We start from the raw sequence: 17,256 nt of genomic DNA, 5'->3' as shown, positions 1-17,256 counted from the left end.
GCGCACCGGCCACGGCCGCCGCGCCGGCGAAGGCGCCGGCCGCACCCGCCGGTGGTTCGTCGTCGGTGGCCGTGCAGGGCCAGCCGGGCTGATCGCCCGCGCTGCCTTCAGGTAAACAGTTCGCGCGACCGCAATGGCCACCGCTGCTCCTGCTTACGTTGCGCATCCACGCTCGATGGCGCCGCCCGCGTCTGGGGCACGATCGCGCTGTCCGCGGCAACTTTCATGAACGTGCTCGACTCGTCGATCGCGAACGTGTCGTTGCCCGCCATCTCGGGCGACCTGGGCGTGAGCACCACGCAAGGCACCTGGGTCATCACCAGCTTCGCGGTGGCCAACGCCATCGCGGTGCCGCTCACCGGCTTCATGACGCAGCGCTTCGGACAGGTGCGCCTGTTCATGGCCAGCGTCATCTTGTTCATGATCAGCTCGCTGTTGTGCGGCCTGGCGCCGAACATGACGACGCTGATCGCCTTCCGCGCGCTGCAGGGCTTTGTGGCGGGTCCGATGATCCCGCTGTCGCAGACGCTGCTGCTGTCGAGTTATCCGCGCGCCAAGGCGGGCCTGGCGATGGCGATGTGGTCCATGACCACGCTGGTCGCGCCGGTGATGGGGCCGCTGTTGGGCGGCTGGATCACCGACAACATCTCGTGGCCGTGGATCTTCTACATCAACATCCCCGTGGGCATCGTCGCTGCTTCGATCACCTGGGCGCTGTATCACAAGCGCGAGAGCGTCACGCACAAGGTGCCCATCGACGCCATCGGCCTTGCGCTGCTGGTGCTGTTCGTCGGCTCGATGCAGCTCATGCTCGACAAGGGCAAGGAACTCGACTGGTTCCATTCGCCCCAGATCGTCGTCATGGCGGTGGTGGCTGTGGTCGGCTTCGCGTTCTTCCTGGTCTGGGAGCTGACCGACAAGCACCCGGTGGTCGACCTGTCGCTGTTCAAGCGCCGCAACTTCTGGTCGGGCGCGGTGGCAACGGCCGTCGCCTACGGCCTGTTCTTCGGCAACGTGGTGCTGCTGCCGCTGTGGCTGCAGCAGTGGATGGGCTACACCGCGACGCAGGCGGGGATGATCATGCGCCCGTGGGGATGCTGGCGATCTTCTTCTCGCCGATCGTCGGGCTCACGGTCTCGAAGATCGACCCGCGGCGCTATGCGACCTTCTCGTTCCTGGTGTTCGCGCTGGTGCTGTGGATGCGGTCGAACTTCAACACGCAGGCCGACTTCGTCACCATCATCATCCCGACGGTGATCCAGGGCATTGCGATGGCGTTCTTCTTCATCCCGCTGGTGACCATCACGCTGTCGGGCCTCACGCCAGACCGCATTCCGGCGGCGTCGGGGCTGTCGAACTTCCTGCGGATCACGGCGGGCGCCATGGGCACGTCGCTCACCACCACGCTGTGGGACAACCGCGCCACGCTGCACCACACGCAGCTCTCGGAAACGATCAACCACGGCAACAACGCGGCGACGAGCGCGATGTCGGGCCTGGCCAGCAGCGGCTTCAGCACCGAGCAGGTGCTCGGGCAGATCAACCGCATCGTCGACCAGCAGGCCTACATGCTGGCCACGAACGACATCTTCTATGCGTCGGCCATCCTGTTCCTGCTGCTGATTCCGCTGGTGTGGCTGGCCAAGCCGCAAAAGGGCGGTGCCGGCGGCGACGCCGCGGCGGGCGCGCACTGAGCGGCGGCTGACCGCCATCAAGACAACCCCGGGCTTCGAAAGAAGGCCCGGGGTTCTTGCTTTCAGGGGAGCGGTGCGTCGAGCACGCGCAGCACGTCGTAGCACGCGCCCATGGTGTGGTAGTCGGTCTTGCCGGCCGGGCTCTTCTCGTCGCCGAGCTTCTCGTTGCGCGGCGAGAGGATGCGATACCACGCGCCGTGCTTGTGGTCGACGAAGTGCTCCCAGCTGTAGGCCCAGATGCTGTCGTACCAGTCCCAGTAGCCGGCCTCGCCGGTGCGCACGGCCAGCAGCGCGGCGGCGGCGAAGCTCTCGGCCTGCACCCAGAAATACTTGTCGCCGTCGCACACCGTGCCGTCGGGGCCGAAGCCGTACACCAGGCCGCCGTGGTCGGCGTCCCAGCCGCGGAACATGGCGGTGTCGAAGAAGTGGCGCGCGCGCGGCACGATCCAGTCGGCCTGCCGGTCGGCGGCCGCCAGATGGCGCTCCAGCTGCAGCAGCAGCTTGGCCCATTCGGTGAGGTGGCCGGTCTGGAAACCCCAGGGCCTGAAGATGTTGGTCTTGTCGCCGCGGTTGTAGTCCCAGTCGATCGACCAGTCCTCGCGGTAGTGCTCCCACACGAGTCCGTCGGCCAACGCGGCCTGCCGGCCGGTGACGGATTCGGCCAGCGTCAATGCGCGCTCCAGAAAGCGGGATTCCTGCGTGGCCTCGTAGGCGGCCATCATCGCTTCGCAGGCGTGCATGTTGGCGTTCTGTCCGCGGTAGGGGCTCACGCGCCAGTCGGCCGTGGCTTCGTCGGCGTAGAGCTGGTGGCGCGGCTCCCAGAAGTGCGCCTCCATCAGGTCCCAGGTGTGGACCACGCCCGCGTAGGCTTCCTCCATGCCGGCCATCAGCGCATGCGCGTGCGCCAGCAGCACGAAGGCCAGGCCATAGCAATGACAGGTGCTGTCCTGCACGGTGGGGCGCTGCTGGTGCCAGTCGATCTGCCACGCATAGCCGCCGCCCGGCTGCGCATGGCCGCGCTGCAGAAACGCCAGGCCGTGCCGCACCGCGGCCAGGTTCGCGGGGTTGCCGAAACGCCGGTACGCCATGGCGTGATTGAAGACGAAGCGCGTGCTGCTCACGAGGTGGCGCGTGCGCCGGTCGTACACCGTGCCGTCATCCTTGTAGAAGTGGAAGAAGCCGCCCGAGGCGTCGAGGCAGCGCGGCTCGTAGAACGCCAGCGTGTGCTGGATGTGATCGGCCAGGAAGTCGGGGGAGCGGAAGTTCAGCATGTTCGTGGCAGTCTACGCAGCGCCCTCTGAACGCCCGCTTGGGGTTTCCCGCACAGTACCCGGCGTAGCGAGCGCAACAACAGGCGCGCGGCCTCTTTGTCGCTGCGACGACAGTCGCGCATTCGAATGCCGCGCCGGTCCGTGAAGGTTGCACTGCAGCATAGGCATTTGCCCCAGTATGCAATTGCAACTCGCCCACCAACAATCAGTCCGCGCTCGATGGTGGCGCGCTGAGATGGACCGCATGACCCACTTTATTTTTCCGAACCCGGGCGACTTCGCGAGATGAGCGACGTCATTCTCGAAACACGCCAGCTCACCAAGGAATTCAAAGGGTTCACCGCGGTCAGCAAGGTCAACCTGTCGGTGGTGCGCGGATCGATCCACGCGCTCATCGGCCCCAATGGCGCCGGCAAGACGACCTGCTTCAACCTGCTCACGAAGTTCCTCGAGCCGACCACCGGCACGATCCTCTTCAATGGGCAGGACATCACGCGCGAGCGCCCCGCGCAGATCGCGCGGCGCGGCATCATCCGCTCGTTCCAGATATCGGCCGTGTTCCCGCACCTCACGCTGCTGGAGAACGTGCGCCTGGGCCTGCAGCGCCGGCTGGGCACCTCGTACCACTTCTGGAAGAGCGAGAAGTCGCTCAAGCCGCTCGATGCGCGTGCGCGCGAACTGCTGGCCGAAGTGGGCCTGGAAGAGCTCGCCGACGAGCAGACCGTGAACCTGCCGTACGGCCGCAAGCGCGCGCTGGAGATCGCGACCACGCTGGCCATGGAGCCCGAGCTGATGCTGCTGGACGAACCCACGCAGGGCATGGGCCACGAAGACGTGCACCGCGTGGCCGAGCTCATCAAGCGCGTGTCGGCGGGCCGCACCATCCTGATGGTCGAGCACAACATGAGCGTGGTCTCGACCATTGCCGACACCATCACCGTGCTGCAACGCGGCGCCGTGCTGGCCGAAGGTCCGTACGCCGAGGTCTCGCGCAACCCGCAGGTCATGGAGGCCTACATGGGCACCACCGACGGCCAACTGCAAGGGGCCCACTGACATGACCGCCGCACTCGAAATCAAGGGCCTGCAAGCCTGGTACGGCGAATCGCACGTGCTGCACGGCGTCGACATGATCGTGCAGCCCGGCGAGGTCGTCACGCTGCTGGGCCGCAACGGCGCGGGCCGCACCACCACGCTGCGCGCCATCATGGGCCTGACCGGCGCGCGCAAGGGCAGCATCGAGGTCAACGGCAAAGAGACCATCGGCATGCCGACGCACCGCATCGCGCACCTGGGCATCGGTTATTGCCCCGAGGAGCGCGGCATCTTCGCCAGCCTCTCGTGCGAGGAAAACCTCATGCTGCCGCCCGAGCTGAAGGGCGCGGGGCAGGGCATGTCGGTCGAAGAGATCTACGCCATGTTCCCCAACCTGGCCGAGCGCCGCCACAGCCAGGGCACGCGCCTGTCGGGCGGCGAGCAGCAGATGCTGGCCGTGGCGCGCATCCTGCGCACGGGCGCCAAGCTGCTGCTGCTCGACGAGATTTCCGAAGGCCTCGCGCCGGTCATCGTGCAGGCGCTGGCCCGCATGATCACCATGCTGCGCGCCAAGGGCTACACCATCGTCATGGTGGAGCAGAACTTCCGCTTCGCCGCGCCGCTGGCCGACCGCTTCTACGTGATGGAGCACGGCCGCATCGCCCTGAAGTTCGGCGCCGCCGAGCTCGAAGCCAAGATGCCCGTGCTCACCGAGCTGCTGGGCGTCTGAGATTTCCGTTCGACACGTCCACAAGACCGCTCATCCTCGTCCCACAAAGATTCCTTCAGGAGACAACACCATGAACAAGAAACTCGGCCTCATCGCAACCGCCATCGGCATCCTCGCAATGAGCGCGGGCGCCGTGCAGGCGCAGGAGAAAGTGAAGATCGGCTTCGTCACCGACCTGTCGAGCCTGTATGCCGACCTCGAAGGCAAGGGCGGCGCCACCGCCATCCAGATGGCCATCGACGACTTCGGCGGCAAGGCGCTGGGCCAGCCCATCGAGCTGCTGGTGGCCGACCACCAGAACAAGGCCGACATCGCTGCCTCCAAGGCCCGCGAGTGGATCGACACGGCCGGCGTGACCATGGTCTTCGGCGGCACCAACTCGGGCGTGGCGCTGGCCACCGCCAAGGTGGCGGAAGAAAAGAAGCGCGTGTACTTCAACAACGGCGCGGGCAGCTCGGTGCTCACCAACGAGCAGTGCAGCCCCTACACCATCCACTACGCGTACGACACCGTGGCGCTGGCCAAGGGCACGGGCGCGGCGGTGGTCGACCGCGGCGGCAAGAGCTGGTTCTTCCTGACGGCCGACTACGCCTTCGGCCACGCGCTCGAAGCCGACACCACCAAGGTCGTGAAGGAGAAGGGCGGCACCGTGGTGGGCGCCGTGCGCCATCCGCTGAACGCGTCCGACTTCTCGTCGTTCCTGCTGCAGGCGCAGAACTCCAAGGCGCAGATCCTGGGCCTGGCCAACGCGGGCGGCGACACCATCAACTCGATCAAGGCCGCCAAGGAATTCGGCATCAACAAGACCATGAAGACCGCCGGCCTGCTGGTCTTCTTGAGCGACATCCACAGCCTGGGTCTGAAGAACACCGAAGGCCTGCTGCACACCACCAGCTGGTACTGGGACCTGAACGACGAGTCGCGCAAGTTCGCCAACCGCTTCTTCGAGAAGACCAAGCGCATGCCCACCGACGTGCAGGCCGCCGACTACTCGGCCACCATGACCTACCTGAGGCCGTGGCCGCCGCCAAGACCACCGACTCCGACAAGGTGATGGCGCAGCTCAAGAGCATGAAGATCGACGACTTCTACGGCAAGGGCCAGATCCGCGCCGACGGCAGCTTCATCCACGACATGTACCTGGTCGAGGTGAAGTCGCCCGCCGAATCGAAGAAGCCCTGGGACTACCTGAAGGTGCTCAAGACGCTGCCGGGCGACCAGGTCTTCACGACCAAGGCCGAGACCAAGTGCGCGCTCTGGAAATAAGCCGCTGACGCCGCCGCAGACCCTTCCACCGAAGCCAACCGAGAGAACCATCCCATGAAACGCACGCTCATCGCCTCCGCCTGCATCGTCGCCACCTGCCTTGCGGCCGCCGGCGCCGCGCAGGCCCAGGAGAAGGTCAAGATCGGTTTCATCACCGACATGTCGAGCCTCTACGCGGACGTGGAGGGCAAGAACGGCGCCCTCGCGATCCAGATGGCCATCGACGACTTCGGCGGCAAGGTCAACGGCATGCCCATCGAGCTGCTGCAGGCCGACCACCAGAACAAGGCCGACATCGCCGCCTCCAAGGCGCGCGAGTGGATCGACACGCAAGGCCTGACCATGCTGTTCGGCGGCACCAGCTCGGGCACCGGCCTGGCGATGGCCAAGGTGGCGCAGGAGAAGAAGCGCGTGTTCATCGTGAACGGCGCGGGCAGCTCGGCGCTCACCAACGAACAGTGCAGCCCCTACACCGTGCACTACGCCTACGACACCGTGGCGCTGGCCAAGGGCACCGGCAGCGCGGTCATCGCGCGCGGCGACAAGAGCTGGTATTTCCTCACGGCCGACTACGCCTTCGGCCAGGCGCTGGAAGCCGATGCCTCCAAGGTCGTGAAGGAGAAGGGCGGCACCGTGGTGGGCAGCGTGAAGCATCCGCTGAACACGTCCGACTTCTCGTCGTTCCTGCTGCAGGCGCAGAACTCCAAGGCCCAGGTGCTGGCGCTGGCGAACGCGGGCGGCGACACGCAGAACGCCATCAAGGCGGCCAAGGAATTCGGCATCTCCAAGACCATGAAGATGGTCGGCCTGCTGGTGTTCGTGACCGACATCCACAGCCTGGGCCTGAAGAACACCGAAGGCCTGCTGCTGACCACCAGCTGGGACTGGAACCTGGACGACAAGACGCGCGCCTTCGGCAAGCGCTTCTTCGAGAAGACCAAGCGCATGCCCACCGACATCCAGGCGGCCGACTACTCGGCCACCATGACCTACCTGAAGGCCGTGCAGGCCGCCAAGACGGTCGATGCCGACACGGTGATGGCCCAGATCAAGAAGACGCCGATCGACGACTTCTACGCCAAGGGCGTGGTGCGCGCGGACGGCCGCTTCGTGCACGACATGTACCTGATGCAGGTCAAGTCGCCGGCCGAGTCGAAGCAGCCTTGGGACTACTACAAGGTGGTCCAGAAGCTCAAGGGCGAAGACGTCTACACCACCAAGGCCGAGAGCAAGTGCGCCCTCTGGAAGTGATTTTCCGCGGGCGCCATCGCGGCGCCCGGGTTCGTTGAAACGCCCATGAACATTTCCCTTTCCGGCTTGTTGAGCCAGCTCCTCCTGGGGCTGGTGAACGGCTCTTTCTACGCCATCCTGAGCCTCGGGCTGGCGGTGATCTTCGGCCTGCTCAACGTCATCAACTTCGCGCACGGCGCGCTGTTCATGATGGGCGCCATCCTGACCTGGATGGCGATGGAGTATTTCGGCATCAACTACTGGGTGATGCTGATCGCGGCGCCCATCGTCATCGGCATCTTCGGCATCCTGATCGAGCGCCTGCTGCTGCGCTGGATCTACAAGCTGGACCACCTCTACGGCCTGCTGCTCACGCTGGGCCTCACGCTGCTGATCGAAGGCGTGTTCCGCTCGGTCTACGGCGTCTCGGGCCTGGCCTACGACGCGCCCGACGCGCTGTCCAGCGCCACCGACCTGGGCTTCATGGTGCTGCCCAACTACCGCGCGTGGGTCGTCGTGGCCTCGCTCGCGGTGTGCTTCGCCACCTGGTACGTGATCGAGAAGACCCGCCTGGGCGCCTACCTGCGCGCCGGCACCGAGAACCCGCGCCTGGTGGAAGCCTTCGGCGTCAACGTGCCGCTGATGATCACGCTGACCTACGCCTTCGGCTGCGCGCTCGCGGCCTTTGCCGGCGTGCTGGCAGCGCCCGTCATCCAGGTGTCGCCGCTGATGGGGCAGAACCTCATCATCGTGGTGTTCGCCGTGGTCGTGATCGGCGGCATGGGCTCGATCATGGGCGCCATCCTCACCGGCCTGGGCCTGGGCGTGATCGAGGGCTTCACCAAGGTGTTCTACCCGGAAGCATCGTCCACGGTCGTGTTCGTCATCATGGTCATCGTGCTGCTGATTCGCCCCGCCGGCCTGTTCGGCAAAGAGAAGTAAGGCGAGCGGCTCCATGAACATGAAAAAAATATCCACTGTCGTCTACGGCCTGCTGCTGGTCGCGCTCATCCTGGCGCCGTTCTTCGGCGCCTACCCGGTGTTCGTGATGAAGCTCATGTGCTTCGCACTGTTTGCCGCGGCCTTCAACCTGCTGCTGGGCTATACCGGGCTGCTGTCGTTCGGGCATGCGGCCTTCCTGGGCGGCTCGGCGTACGTGGCGGGCCATGCCATGAAGGTCTGGGGCCTCACGCCCGAGCTGGGCCTGATCGCGGGCACGCTCACCGGCGCCTTCCTGGGCTGGGTCTTCGGCATCCTGGCCATCCGGCGGCAGGGCATCTACTTCGCGATGATCACGCTGGCGCTCGCGCAGATGATGTTCTTCGTCGCGCTGCAGGCCAAGTTCACGGGCGGCGAAGACGGCCTGCAGGGCGTGCCGCGCGGCAAGCTCTTCGGCCTGATCGACCTGTCGAGCGACCTCACCATGTACTACGTCGCGCTGGTGATCGTGGTGGCCGCGTTCCTGCTGATCGTGCGCACCATCCACTCGCCGTTCGGCCAGGTGCTCAAGGGCATCAAGGAGAACGAGCCGCGCGCGCTGTCGCTGGGCTACGACGTGAGCCGCTTCAAGCTGCTGGCCTTCGTGATCTCGGCGGCGCTCTCGGGCCTGGCCGGCTCGCTCAAGACGCTGGTGCTGGGCTTTGCCACGCTGTCGGACGTGCACTGGACCGCCTCGGGCCAGGTCATCCTGATGACGCTGGTGGGCGGCCTGGGCACGCTGTCGGGCCCGCTCGTGGGCTCGGCCGTGGTGGTGCTGCTGGAGAACAAGATCGGCGAGCTCGGCAGCTTCCTGGCGCGCATCACCACCGTCGACTGGTTCAACACGCTGGGCGAGTCGGTGACCATGGTCACGGGCCTGATCTTCGTGATTTGCGTGCTCGCGTTCCGCAAGGGGATCATGGGCGAGATCATTGCGTTCATCGAGCGGCGGCGCGCGAAGTAGCGCCATGCCTGCATGAAAGGAAAAGGGAGCCGCCGGCTCCCTTTGTCTTTGTGGCCCTGCTGGCCCTGCTGTTCGTTCGTTCAGCAGTTGCCTTTCTTCGCCTGCCCCGGTGGGCAGAAATCGCGATCGCGGTCATGGCCGTGCCTGTGGTCGCGGTCATGGCCGCGGTGGTCGTCGCGGTCGTTCCATTCGCGGTCGCGTTCACGTTCGCGGCGGGCTTCACGGTAGGCCTCGCGCTGGCGCCAGTCGCCTTCCGCCCAGCGCCAGCCGCCATGGTCCTCGGTCCAGCGGCCCGGCGCGTACACGTAGCCCGCGCGCTCGCGCTGCCAGCCGCCCTGGCGCCATGCGTAGGCACGGCCGTCCCAGGCCCAGCGGCCCGGCACCCAGACGAAGCCGCCGCGCGGCGGCGGCAGCGGTTCGTAGCGCGGCGGCGGCGGGGGCGCCATCACGAGGCCGGGCACGTTGATGTTGACCGAGACCTGCGCGTTGGCCGCCATCGGGCTCGCGAGGAGGGAAAGGGCGCCGGCCACGGCCAGCAAGGAAAGTCGAATGTTCATGGGGGTCCTTTTGGTTCTTGGATTGATTATTCGGGGAAACGCGGGTTCGGGTACCTCTGGCGTGGTTCACGGCATTCCGCCGGCGCCGCGCAACTACAACCTCAGTGGCGCAGCGTAACCCGTCATCTCCAGGTAGCCGCGTCCCACGCGCCGGCCTTGCGCATCGAGCAGGTCGCTGACGCCTTCCCAGTACACGCCGCCGGTCGAGCCGCGGCTGTCCAGTTCCTGGTCGTCGAGCAGCGCGCGCACTTCGAAGTTGCCGGCGGGTGTCTGCACGCGCCACTGCGTCGGGTACCTGGCCTGCGTGCGCGGGCTGTCCCAGGTCTTGAGGCTTTCGAAGCGCACTTCGTCGTTCCTGAAGATGCGCGCCACGCCGTCGCGCGGACGGAACGAGCCGCCGCCCCACAACGCGCTGCCGTCGGCGCGCCGCAGATGGAAGGCGGTGAGCGCGCTGCCGTCGTCCAGGTTCATGCCGATCCAGTCCCAGCCCACGGCCTCGGGATGCATCAGCGCCTGGCTCCATTCGTGGTCGAGCCATGCGGCGCCGTCGACCTCGAAGGGCTGGCCCTTGAGCGTGAGCTTGCCTTGCGCCTTCAGCTGCGGCTCGCTGTAGTAGTAGCTCGCCTGCGATTCATCAGGCCCCTTGCGCGAGAGGCCGGCGTTGCCCTGCAGCAGCACCGGTTGCGTGGGCGTGAAGCGCAGCTCGAGCATGAACTCGCCGGCCGGAATGCGCGCGACATAGACGCCGCCTTCACGCACCAGCGACCAGTCGCGAATGCGCACGGCCGTGTCGGTCTCGCTGGCCTCGGCCACGCCGAAGCCGGCGCGCGCGATGCGCTGGTCGTGCAGCAGCACGCGGCCTTCGAGGTCGGTGACGGCCGCGTGCGCGAACACGAGGTTCTTTGCCGCGAAGGCCGAGCGCATGCCTTGCGTGGCCTCGACGCGCGAGCGGAAGAACGTGACCTGGAAGCCGAACTCCCGGCCACCGGCCGCCTTCGCGTGGCCGGTGATGTACCACCACTCGGTGTGCAGGTCGGGGTGGCTGCCGAAGTCGCGCGGGAACTGCAGCGCGCGCGCGGGCAGTGCCCACGCCGCCGGTGCCGCACCCAACGCCGCCAGCAGCAACAGGCTGCGGCGCGACAGGGAAAAAGACGAAAGTGCCATCACGCCGCCACGAGCGCGTCGACGCGTTGCTGCGCCGGGCCGATGTCGCCGAACGCGCCGCGCACCCACGCCGCATCGTGATAGCTCGGCAGGTACCGCTCGCCCGCGTCGCACAGCAGCGAAAGAATCGAGCCTTGCTGTCCGGTCGCGCGCATCTCCTGCGCCACCGCGAGCATGCCGATGAAGTTGGTGCCGGTCGACGGGCCCACCTTGCGCCCCAGCAGCGCCGACAGCGCATGCATCGCCGCGACCGAATCGAGGTTGGGCACTTCGATCATCCGGTCGACCAGCGTGCGGATGAAGCTCGGCTCCACGCGCGGGCGGCCGATGCCTTCGATGCGCGAGCCCGGCGCCGTCAGCGTGGCGTCGCCCGTGCGGTGGTAGGCCGAGAACACCGAGCCTTCGGGGTCGGCCACGCACACCTGCGTGTCGTGGCGGCGAAAGCGCAGGTAGCGCCCGATGGTCGCGCTGGTGCCGCCCGTGCCCGCGCCCACCACGATCCATTGGGGCACCGGATGCCGCTCGCTTGCCATCTGCTGGAACATGCTCTCGGCAATGTTGTTGTTGCCGCGCCAGTCGGTCGCGCGCTCGGCATACGTGAACTGGTCCATGTAGTGGCCGCCGGTGCGTTCGGCCAGCGCGCGGGCTTCCTCGTACACCTGCGACGCGTGGTCGACGAAGTGGCAGCTCGCGCCGTAGAACGCGATCTGCGCGACCTTCTCGGGCGAGGTGCTGCGCGGCATCACCGCGATGAAGGGCAGGCCCAGCAGCCGCGCGAAGTAGGCCTCGCTCACGGCGGTGGAGCCGCTCGATGCTTCGACGATGGTGGTGCCTTCGCGGACCCAGCCGTTGCACAGCGCGTAGAGGAACAGCGAGCGCGCGAGGCGGTGCTTGAGGCTGCCGGTCGGGTGGGTCGATTCGTCCTTCAGGTACAGGTCGATGCCCTGTGCCGCGAGCGCGGGCAGGGGGAGCGGAATCAGGTGCGTGTCGGCGCTGCGCTGGTAGTCGGCTTCGATGCGGCGGACGGCGGTGTCGAGCCACGTGCTGCAAGGTGAAGAAGAAAGTATTTGCTGCATATCGGCCCCAGTCTACAAGTCATGGTTTGTAACCCGGCGCGGCCATAAATCGGGATACTGTGCGTTGCCATCCATAAGGCAGAGGAGACAGAGACACATGAAAAGAACGCACCTGGGCGCCGTTGCGCTCGCGGTCCTTGCATTGGCCGGCTGCGCCAGCAGCCCTCCCGGCGACAGCACGCCGACGCGGCCTTCCTCATCGTTCGCGGTGCCCGGGCTCGAGAAGCCCGCCGAGGTGCTGGTCGACCGCTGGGGCGTGCCGCATCTCTACGCGGGCACGCTCTACGACGCCTTCGTGGCGCAGGGCTTCATCGCCGCGCGCGACCGGCTCTGGCAGATGGACCTGTGGCGCAAGCGCGGCCTCGGCGAAATGGCCAAGGACTTCGGCCCCGCATGGGTCGAGAGCGACCGCGCCGCGCGCGCCGTGCTCTACCGCGGCGACATGTACCGCGAGTGGCTGGCCTACGGCTCCGACGCCAAGCGCGTGGCCGAGGCCTTCACCGCCGGCGTCAACGCCTACGTGGCGCAAGTGCGCGCGCAGCCCTCGATGCTGCCCACCGAGTTCGCGCTGCTCGGCTACCAGCCGGCGACGTGGTCGCCCGAAGACGTGGTGCGCATCCGCCACCACGGGCTCACGCTCAACTTCACCTCCGAGATCGAGCGCGCCCGCGCGTTCTGCGCAGGCGCCGCCGGCGTCAAGGCCGACTGGCTGCGCCGCGAGCTCGACCCGCCGGTCACGCCGCGCGTGCCGCCGGGGCTGGACCCCTGCGGCATTCCGGCCACCGAATTGCGCGCGGCCTACCTGCGCGCCACCGAGTCGCCGCAGTTCACCAAGGCCAACACGCGGCTGGGCGTGAACGCGGGCGCGACCGTCGTGCCCGTGGCCCTGCTGCCTGGCAGCGCGGAAGCCGGGGCGCAGCTGGAAGAAGCGCAACAACGGCAGCAGCAAGCGTCGCAAGGCGACCCGACCGGCGCCTACGGCAGCAACAACTGGGTGATCTCGCCCAAGCTCACCGCCACCGGGCGGCCGATTCTTGCGAACGACCCGCACCGCTCGCACGGCGCGCCGAGCCTGCGCTACATGACGCACCTGAGCGCGCCGGGCATGGACGCCATCGGCGCGGGCGAGCCCTTCCTGCCGGGCCTGTCGATCGGCCACAACGGCACCATCGCCTTCGGCCTCACGCGCTTCTACATGGACCAGGAAGACCTGTACGTGTACCAGCTCAACCCGCGCAACCCCGACGAGTACCGCTACCAGGGCCGCTGGGAGCCGATGACGCGCGTGGTCGAGCGCATCGCGGTGAAGGGCGAGGGCACGCCGCGCGAGGTGGTCAACACCTTCACGCGCCACGGCCCCGTGCTGCTGGCCGAGCCCGGCAAGCAGCGCGCCTATGCATTGCGCGCCGCGTGGTTGGAGCCCGGCATGGCGCCGTACTTCGGTTCGATGGACTACATGCGCGCGCGCAACTGGGACCAGTTCCGCGCGGCCATGAACCGCTGGGGCGCGCCGGGCGAGAACCAGGTCTATGCCGACACCAGCGGCAACGTCGGCTGGATCCCCGGCGGCCTGACGCCCATCCGCCCCAACTGGGACGGCCTGATGCCCGTGCCCGGCGACGGTCGCTACGAGTGGTCGGGCTTTCGCAACGGCGACGAGCTGCCTTCGGAGTTCAACCCCGCGCGCGGCTATGTCGTCACGGCCAACGAGAACAACATTCCGCCCGACCACCCCGCCGCCAAGAAGGGCGTGGGCTACGAGTGGAGCGACGCGGCCCGCGCGCGCCGGCTGAAGGAACTGTTCGCGGCCAAGGCGGCGGCGGGCACGCGCTTCACCGTCGAGGACTCGCAGCGCATGCAGAACGACATCGTCGCCACGCCCGCGCAGCGGCTGCTCAAGCTGCTGGCCGGTCTGCGCAGCGACGACGCGCAGACCGCCGCCGCGCTGCGCATGCTGCAGGGCTGGGACGGCACCATGGACCGCGACAGCGGCGCCGCCGCGCTGTACGAGGTCTGGAGCAGCAAGCCGCTGCGCGCGGCCGTGCTCAAGGCCGGCGCGGGCGATGCCGCCGCCGTGCTGGCCGCGCCGGGCGACAACACGCGCATGGTGCTGCTGCTCGAGAACCCGTCGGGCTGGGTCACGAACGAGCAACGCGACGCGCTGCTGCTCAAGACCCTGCCGGCGGCCATGCAGGAGCTCACCACCAAGCTCGGACCCGACGCGGCCGCGTGGAAATGGGGCACGCTGCACCGCGCCGAGTTCCGCCATCCGCTGGGCGGCGTGGTCGACGCGGCCACGCGCAAGAAGCTCGACGTGGGCGACTGGCCGATGTCCGGCTCGGCCTTCACGCCGATGGCCGCGACCTACCGCGCCGCCGACTACAAGCTGACCTCGGGCGCGTCGTTCCGCATGGTGCTCGACGTGGGCAACTGGGACGCCTCGCGCGTCATCAACACGCCGGGCCAGTCGGGCAACCCCGACAGCCCGAACTACCGCGACCTGGCGCCGCTGTGGCTCGAAGGCAAGTACGTGCCGCTGGTCTACACGCGCGCGGCGGTCGAGAAGGAAACGGTGGAGCGCATCCAGCTGACGCCGGGGAGGTGAGTCTTCCGGGAGCGTGACGATGAGAAATCCCCAATCCTGGGGATTTTTCATTCATGGCGCCAAGGCTAGAGTCGGCTCGGTTGTCGATGACCCCTTGGGGAACACGCCGCCATGCCTGCGCTTGCCAATGTTCTGAATCCGGATCTCACTGCCTTGTGGGCGTGTAACACCTCCCAGGAAAAGCTGGAGGTGCTTCTGGACCTGGCCAGCAACGTGGACGCTCCTCCTTCGATCGACGAGGTTTGCGCCTTCGTCGATCTGCTGGAAAACTACTGGAGGCCGAGCCTCCAGGAGCAGCAAGCGCTGGATCGGGTGGTCGGTAGCCGCAGGTCTGTGCCGGGTCCCTACGACGGCGGCTTTCTGCAAGGGCAGTCCGCGCTGCCGTGGCGTCACTTCTCCCGCGAATCGATCGCGCTTCAACTGGTCGTCAGGATCGCCGACTACAAGCACATCGAGCAGAAGAACCATCCGCTGTGCGGGCCGGTCACGTTCATGCACAGCATTGCAAGGCGCAACATCGAGGAATACGTGCTGTACGTGACGGGGCTGGCCGAGAACCGCAAGGGCGACCTCGGCCCCCATACCGTGAAGGTCAAGTCGAACTCGAACCTGCTGGGCATGCCCCGGAGCCAGGGCGAGAATCAGATCCGCGAGGCCGACTACATTGCGCTGGCCAGCCTGCGCGAAGGCCGCAACCTGTTCGCCTATCGCAGCGACTTGACCAACAGGACGCTCGAGGGGATGTCCTCGACCGCGGCCATGAAGCAATGGATGCGTGACGCCGGCTACCGGAACGTGGAAGACCACGCCCACCACGAGTGGCGCCTGAACGGCTTGCGAATGAAGGCCGACCGTACCAATGTGGGCAGGAACGTCATGCGGCCGCACTTGCAGAAGCTGCAGCAGCGGCTGGACAACGGCTACACCGTCATGCTGGTGGCGGCCGACAGCCTGGCCGACATGGCGCGTGGCAAGGACTACAGTCAGTCCGCGCTGATGCGCGTTCTCGGCGGCCATTTCATGCTGGCGCTCTCCGTCGATGTAAGCCACGACGGCGCGAAGTTCGGCCTCGTCACCTGGGGCAAGGAAATTCCCGCCAACGTCGAGATTCCGTGGAGCAAGGTCGCGAGCTGGTACCGGGGCTTTGTGTGCGGGCAGCCTTGAGAGGCCGGCTTGCCACGTCTACCAGTCTTCCTTCACCGCCAACACCACATCCTTGCCGGCCGCGGCCCGCCCCGCGAGCCATGCGGTCACCGTTCCCGCCACCACCACGGCACCACACAGCCCCAGCAGCCGCAGCCAGGGCACCAGCAGGTCCATGCTCCAGTGGAAGCTCTGCGGGTTCACCACCTTCACCAGCACCACCGACACCGCGAGCCCGAGGCCCAGCCCGGCAACGGCACCGATGGCCGTCCACGCCGCGCCTTCGCCCGCGACCACCGCCAGCACCTGCCGCCTGGTGAACCCCAGGTGCGCGAGCAGCCCGAACTCCTTGCGCCGTGCCAGCACCTGCGCGCTGAAGCTCGCGGCAATGCCGAACAGGCCGATGGCGATGGCCACCGCCTGCAGCCAGTAGGTGACGGCAAAGCTGCGGTCGAAGATGCGCAGCGAGGTCGCGCGGATCTGCCCGACCGAGGCGATCTCGACCGACTCCGCGGAGCCGCCGCCTTGCCGCGCCGCCAGTTCGCGCACCTGCGTCTGCACCGCACCCTCCGACGCGCCGGGCGCAAGCCACAGCGCCACGTCGCTCACGTTGCGCTCGCCGGTGATGCGCTCGAAGTCGCGCGCGTCCATGGTGATGGTGCCGAACTGCCGCGCATAGTCGCGCCACACGCCCGCCACGAAGAACGTCTGCGCCTGCCTGGTCTTCGCCGCCACGCCCATCGCGGACGACAGCGGCGCGAACGCGGCACCCGGCTTCGCGCCGTACAGCTCCACCATCGGTTCGCTCACGTAGATGCCGACCTGCCCCTGGGGCACGGGCAGCGCGGCGCCCACCAGCGGCAGCGACTGCGTGGCGCCGCCCTCGAGGCTGCGCGCGATCAGCGTCACGGCGGGCCGCGTGGCGTCGAGCTGCAGCGTCTGCGTGCGCAGCGTGCCGGTGCGCGCCACGCCGGGCAGTTGCGCCAGCGCCTGCACGAAGGCGGGCGCGAAGGTCGCGGTGTCGGTGCTGCTGCTGTTGCCGGCGTTGCTGCCGCGCCCGCCCGAGGTGGCGCGCACGTACAGGTCGGCCGGCAGCACCACGTCGAGCCAGTGCGTGACCGAGTCGCGGAAGCTCGCGACCATCACCGTGAGCGCGACCGCGAGGCTCAGGCTCGCGACCACGCCGCTCACCGCCACGGCCGCCGTGCCGCGCATGCGGCGCGCGCGCTCGATGGCCAGCATCGGCAGCACGCGCTGCGCGAACAGGGGCGCGATGCGGTCGTACAGCAGCGCGATGAGCCAGGGCAGGGCGGTGATGCCGCCCACCAGCAGGCAGGCCACCGACAGGTACGCCGCCACCGGAATGCCGCCGATGGCCGGCACGTTGGCCAGCACGGCGCCGAGCGCGATCAGCCCCAACGCGAGCCAGTGGCTGTTGCCCTGCGTGGGCGCCGCGCCCAGGCCCTTGAGCGTCTGCGCCTCCGGCAGCGCCTGCGCCGCGCGCGCGGGCCACCAGCCGCCGACCAGCGCGGCCACCACGCCG

12 protein-coding genes and 2 pseudogenes are annotated in these 17,256 nt (G+C 67.8%); 9 read left to right on the top strand and 5 right to left on the bottom strand.

Annotated elements, in window-relative coordinates; translation table 11 throughout:
* Positions 1 to 133: 133 nt before the first annotated feature.
* Positions 134 to 1,694, top strand: a pseudogene (locus BMG07_RS33910) (DHA2 family efflux MFS transporter permease subunit).
* A 62-nt stretch (positions 1,695 to 1,756) separates the two neighbouring features.
* On the opposite strand, the gene BMG07_RS33905 reads toward BMG07_RS33910, so the two are convergent.
* Positions 1,757 to 2,965 carry an AGE family epimerase/isomerase gene (locus BMG07_RS33905; RefSeq protein ID WP_198088181.1) on the bottom strand — a complete coding sequence of 403 codons (1,209 nt, stop codon included), beginning with the start codon at positions 2,963 to 2,965 and terminating at the stop codon, positions 1,757 to 1,759.
* Between the two features lie 285 nt (positions 2,966 to 3,250).
* On the opposite strand from BMG07_RS33905, the gene BMG07_RS33900 reads away from it, so the two are divergent.
* The 6 genes and pseudogenes from BMG07_RS33900 to BMG07_RS33875 all read left to right on the top strand — a co-directional run bounded on the left by BMG07_RS33900 (position 3,251) and on the right by BMG07_RS33875 (position 9,168).
* The gene (locus BMG07_RS33900) at positions 3,251 to 4,021 is read left to right on the top strand and encodes an ABC transporter ATP-binding protein (protein ID WP_198088180.1); all 771 of its coding nucleotides are present in this window, start codon (positions 3,251 to 3,253) and stop codon (positions 4,019 to 4,021) included.
* A gap of 1 nt (position 4,022) precedes the next feature.
* Positions 4,023 to 4,730, top strand: a complete 708-nt coding sequence (locus BMG07_RS33895; protein WP_198088179.1) for an ABC transporter ATP-binding protein — start codon at positions 4,023 to 4,025, stop codon at positions 4,728 to 4,730.
* 70 nt (positions 4,731 to 4,800) lie between these two features.
* Positions 4,801 to 5,996: pseudogene (locus BMG07_RS33890) on the top strand (ABC transporter substrate-binding protein).
* A gap of 54 nt (positions 5,997 to 6,050) precedes the next feature.
* On the top strand, positions 6,051 to 7,247 hold the full coding sequence (locus BMG07_RS33885) for an ABC transporter substrate-binding protein (protein ID WP_198088178.1): 1,197 nt from the start codon (positions 6,051 to 6,053) through the stop codon (positions 7,245 to 7,247).
* Between the two features lie 45 nt (positions 7,248 to 7,292).
* Positions 7,293 to 8,168, top strand: coding sequence for a branched-chain amino acid ABC transporter permease (locus tag BMG07_RS33880; RefSeq protein ID WP_198088177.1), 876 nt, complete (start codon positions 7,293 to 7,295; stop codon positions 8,166 to 8,168).
* A gap of 13 nt (positions 8,169 to 8,181) precedes the next feature.
* Entirely contained in the window at positions 8,182 to 9,168 is a 987-nt protein-coding gene (locus BMG07_RS33875; RefSeq protein WP_198088176.1) for a branched-chain amino acid ABC transporter permease, read from the top strand.
* A gap of 80 nt (positions 9,169 to 9,248) precedes the next feature.
* On the opposite strand, the gene BMG07_RS33870 is transcribed toward BMG07_RS33875, so the two are convergent.
* The 3 genes from BMG07_RS33870 to BMG07_RS33860 all read right to left on the bottom strand — a co-directional run bounded on the left by BMG07_RS33870 (position 9,249) and on the right by BMG07_RS33860 (position 11,965).
* Positions 9,249 to 9,725: a YXWGXW repeat-containing protein gene (locus BMG07_RS33870; protein ID WP_198088175.1), complete on the bottom strand. Its 477-nt coding sequence runs from the start codon at positions 9,723 to 9,725 to the stop codon at positions 9,249 to 9,251.
* 93 nt (positions 9,726 to 9,818) lie between these two features.
* Positions 9,819 to 10,889, bottom strand: coding sequence for a carotenoid 1,2-hydratase (locus BMG07_RS33865; protein ID WP_198088174.1), 1,071 nt, complete (start codon positions 10,887 to 10,889; stop codon positions 9,819 to 9,821).
* Positions 10,889 to 11,965: a PLP-dependent cysteine synthase family protein gene (locus tag BMG07_RS33860; protein ID WP_198088173.1), complete on the bottom strand. Its 1,077-nt coding sequence runs from the start codon at positions 11,963 to 11,965 to the stop codon at positions 10,889 to 10,891. Before BMG07_RS33860 ends, BMG07_RS33865 begins: the two co-directional genes overlap by 1 nt.
* Before the next feature lie 97 nt (positions 11,966 to 12,062).
* Between BMG07_RS33860 and BMG07_RS33855 the strand changes: the two genes are divergently transcribed.
* The gene (locus BMG07_RS33855; protein ID WP_198088172.1) at positions 12,063 to 14,570 is read left to right on the top strand and encodes a penicillin acylase family protein; all 2,508 of its coding nucleotides are present in this window, start codon (positions 12,063 to 12,065) and stop codon (positions 14,568 to 14,570) included.
* A 111-nt stretch (positions 14,571 to 14,681) separates the two neighbouring features.
* A complete protein-coding gene (locus BMG07_RS33850; RefSeq protein WP_198088171.1) occupies positions 14,682 to 15,734 on the top strand; it encodes a hypothetical protein in 1,053 nt (350 codons plus the stop codon).
* A gap of 18 nt (positions 15,735 to 15,752) precedes the next feature.
* On the opposite strand, the gene BMG07_RS33845 is transcribed toward BMG07_RS33850, so the two are convergent.
* Positions 15,753 to 17,256, bottom strand: a 1,504-nt coding sequence (locus tag BMG07_RS33845; protein WP_198088170.1) for an ABC transporter permease, incomplete at its 5' end; no start/stop codon positions are given.

Origin of the sequence: Variovorax sp. E3 (assembly GCF_016082275.1) — a bacterium.
In the GTDB taxonomy this organism is placed as follows: Bacteria; Pseudomonadota; Gammaproteobacteria; order Burkholderiales; family Burkholderiaceae_C; genus Variovorax.
The sequence above is the reverse complement of the archived record's forward strand: the minus strand, read 5'-3'. Positions and strand labels throughout refer to the sequence as shown.